Source organism: Pseudomonas sp. UMAB-40 (assembly GCF_900095275.1).
In the GTDB taxonomy this organism is placed as follows: Bacteria; Pseudomonadota; Gammaproteobacteria; order Pseudomonadales; family Pseudomonadaceae; genus Aquipseudomonas; species Aquipseudomonas mandelii_B.
On the sequence record NZ_LT607599.1, the window covers coordinates 1 to 3,155 of the forward strand.

General features: G+C 50.9%; 1 rRNA gene. It reads right to left on the bottom strand.

The features are described from left to right. Positions 1-74: 74 nt before the first annotated feature. Positions 75-2,966: ribosomal RNA gene (locus K0F88_RS31890) — 23S ribosomal RNA — on the bottom strand. Positions 2,967-3,155: the final 189 nt, after the last annotated feature.

Below are 3,155 nucleotides of genomic sequence, written 5' to 3' on the forward strand. Positions count from 1 at the left end.
TTTCGTCTTCACACACCGCAATCTGGTGCTCTTTCGCCTTTGGGCTCGAAGCAAGCAAATTGCTTGGGTGTTATATGGTCAAGCCTCACGGGCAATTAGTATTGGTTAGCTCAACGCCTCACAGCGCTTACACACCCAACCTATCAACGTCGTAGTCTTCGACGGCCCTTCAGGGGACTCAAGGTCCCAGTGAGATCTCATCTTGAGGCTAGTTTCCCGCTTAGATGCTTTCAGCGGTTATCTATTCCGAACATAGCTACCCGGCAATGCCACTGGCGTGACAACCGGAACACCAGAGGTTCGTCCACTCCGGTCCTCTCGTACTAGGAGCAGCCCCTCTCAAATCTCAAACGTCCACGGCAGATAGGGACCGAACTGTCTCACGACGTTCTAAACCCAGCTCGCGTACCACTTTAAATGGCGAACAGCCATACCCTTGGGACCGGCTTCAGCCCCAGGATGTGATGAGCCGACATCGAGGTGCCAAACACCGCCGTCGATATGAACTCTTGGGCGGTATCAGCCTGTTATCCCCGGAGTACCTTTTATCCGTTGAGCGATGGCCCTTCCATACAGAACCACCGGATCACTAAGACCTACTTTCGTACCTGCTCGACGTGTCTGTCTCGCAGTCAAGCGCGCTTTTGCCTTTATACTCTACGACCGATTTCCGACCGGTCTGAGCGCACCTTCGTACTCCTCCGTTACTCTTTAGGAGGAGACCGCCCCAGTCAAACTACCCACCATACACTGTCCTCGATCCGGATAACGGACCTGAGTTAGAACCTCAAAGTTGCCAGGGTGGTATTTCAAGGTTGGCTCCACGCGAACTGGCGTCCACGCTTCAAAGCCTCCCACCTATCCTACACAAGCAAATTCAAAGTCCAGTGCAAAGCTATAGTAAAGGTTCACGGGGTCTTTCCGTCTAGCCGCGGATACACTGCATCTTCACAGCGATTTCAATTTCACTGAGTCTCGGGTGGAGACAGCGCCGCCATCGTTACGCCATTCGTGCAGGTCGGAACTTACCCGACAAGGAATTTCGCTACCTTAGGACCGTTATAGTTACGGCCGCCGTTTACCGGGGCTTCGATCAAGAGCTTCGCGTTAGCTAACCCCATCAATTAACCTTCCGGCACCGGGCAGGCGTCACACCCTATACGTCCACTTTCGTGTTTGCAGAGTGCTGTGTTTTTAATAAACAGTCGCAGCGGCCTGGTATCTTCGACCGGCATGGGCTTACGCAGTAAATGCTTCACCCTCACCGGCGCACCTTCTCCCGAAGTTACGGTGCCATTTTGCCTAGTTCCTTCACCCGAGTTCTCTCAAGCGCCTTGGTATTCTCTACCCAACCACCTGTGTCGGTTTGGGGTACGGTTCCTGGTTACCTGAAGCTTAGAAGCTTTTCTTGGAAGCATGGCATCAACCACTTCGTGTTCTAAAAGAACACTCGTCATCAGCTCTCGGCCTTAGAATCCCGGATTTACCTAAGATTCCAGCCTACCACCTTAAACTTGGACAACCAACGCCAAGCTGGCCTAGCCTTCTCCGTCCCTCCATCGCAATAACCAGAAGTACAGGAATATTAACCTGTTTTCCATCGACTACGCTTTTCAGCCTCGCCTTAGGGACCGACTAACCCTGCGTCGATTAACGTTGCGCAGGAAACCTTGGTCTTTCGGCGTGGGTGTTTTTCACACCCATTGTCGTTACTCATGTCAGCATTCGCACTTCTGATACCTCCAGCAAGCTTCTCAACTCACCTTCACAGGCTTACAGAACGCTCCTCTACCGCATCACCTAAGTGATACCCGTAGCTTCGGTGTATGGTTTGAGCCCCGTTACATCTTCCGCGCAGGCCGACTCGACTAGTGAGCTATTACGCTTTCTTTAAAGGGTGGCTGCTTCTAAGCCAACCTCCTAGCTGTCTAAGCCTTCCCACATCGTTTCCCACTTAACCATAACTTTGGGACCTTAGCTGACGGTCTGGGTTGTTTCCCTTTTCACGACGGACGTTAGCACCCGCCGTGTGTCTCCCATGCTCGGCACTTGTAGGTATTCGGAGTTTGCATCGGTTTGGTAAGTCGGGATGACCCCCTAGCCGAAACAGTGCTCTACCCCCTACAGTGATACATGAGGCGCTACCTAAATAGCTTTCGAGGAGAACCAGCTATCTCCGAGCTTGATTAGCCTTTCACTCCGATCCACAGGTCATCCGCTAACTTTTCAACGGTAGTCGGTTCGGTCCTCCAGTTAGTGTTACCCAACCTTCAACCTGCCCATGGATAGATCGCCCGGTTTCGGGTCTATTCCCAGCGACTAGACGCCCTATTAAGACTCGCTTTCGCTACGCCTCCCCTATTCGGTTAAGCTCGCCACTGAAAATAAGTCGCTGACCCATTATACAAAAGGTACGCAGTCACCCAACAAAGTGGGCTCCCACTGCTTGTACGCATACGGTTTCAGGATCTATTTCACTCCCCTCTCCGGGGTTCTTTTCGCCTTTCCCTCACGGTACTAGTTCACTATCGGTCAGTCAGTAGTATTTAGCCTTGGAGGATGGTCCCCCCATATTCAGACAAAGTTTCTCGTGCTCCGTCCTACTCGATTTCATGACTAAGAGATTTTCGCGTACAGGGCTATCACCCACTATGGCCGCACTTTCCAGAGCGTTCCGCTAATCTCAAAGCCACTTAAGGGCTAGTCCCCGTTCGCTCGCCACTACTAAGGGAATCTCGGTTGATTTCTTTTCCTCAGGGTACTTAGATGTTTCAGTTCCCCTGGTTCGCCTCTTAAGCCTATGTATTCAGCTTAAGATAACCATCTTATGATGGCTGGGTTCCCCCATTCAGACATCTCCGGATCAAAGTCTGTTTGCCGACTCCCCGAAGCTTTTCGCAGGCTACCACGTCTTTCATCGCCTCTGACTGCCAAGGCATCCACCGTATGCGCTTCTTCACTTGACCATATAACCCCAAGCAATCTGGTTATACTGTGAAGACGACATTCGCCGAAAATTCGATAATACTCAATTAAGAGCAACTCACAAATTTTACCTTAGCCTGATCCGTTACCAGTGAAAGTAACGTTCAGTCTATCTTTCTATCACATACCCAAATTTTTAAAGAACGATCTAGCCAAAGACTAGAAATCAA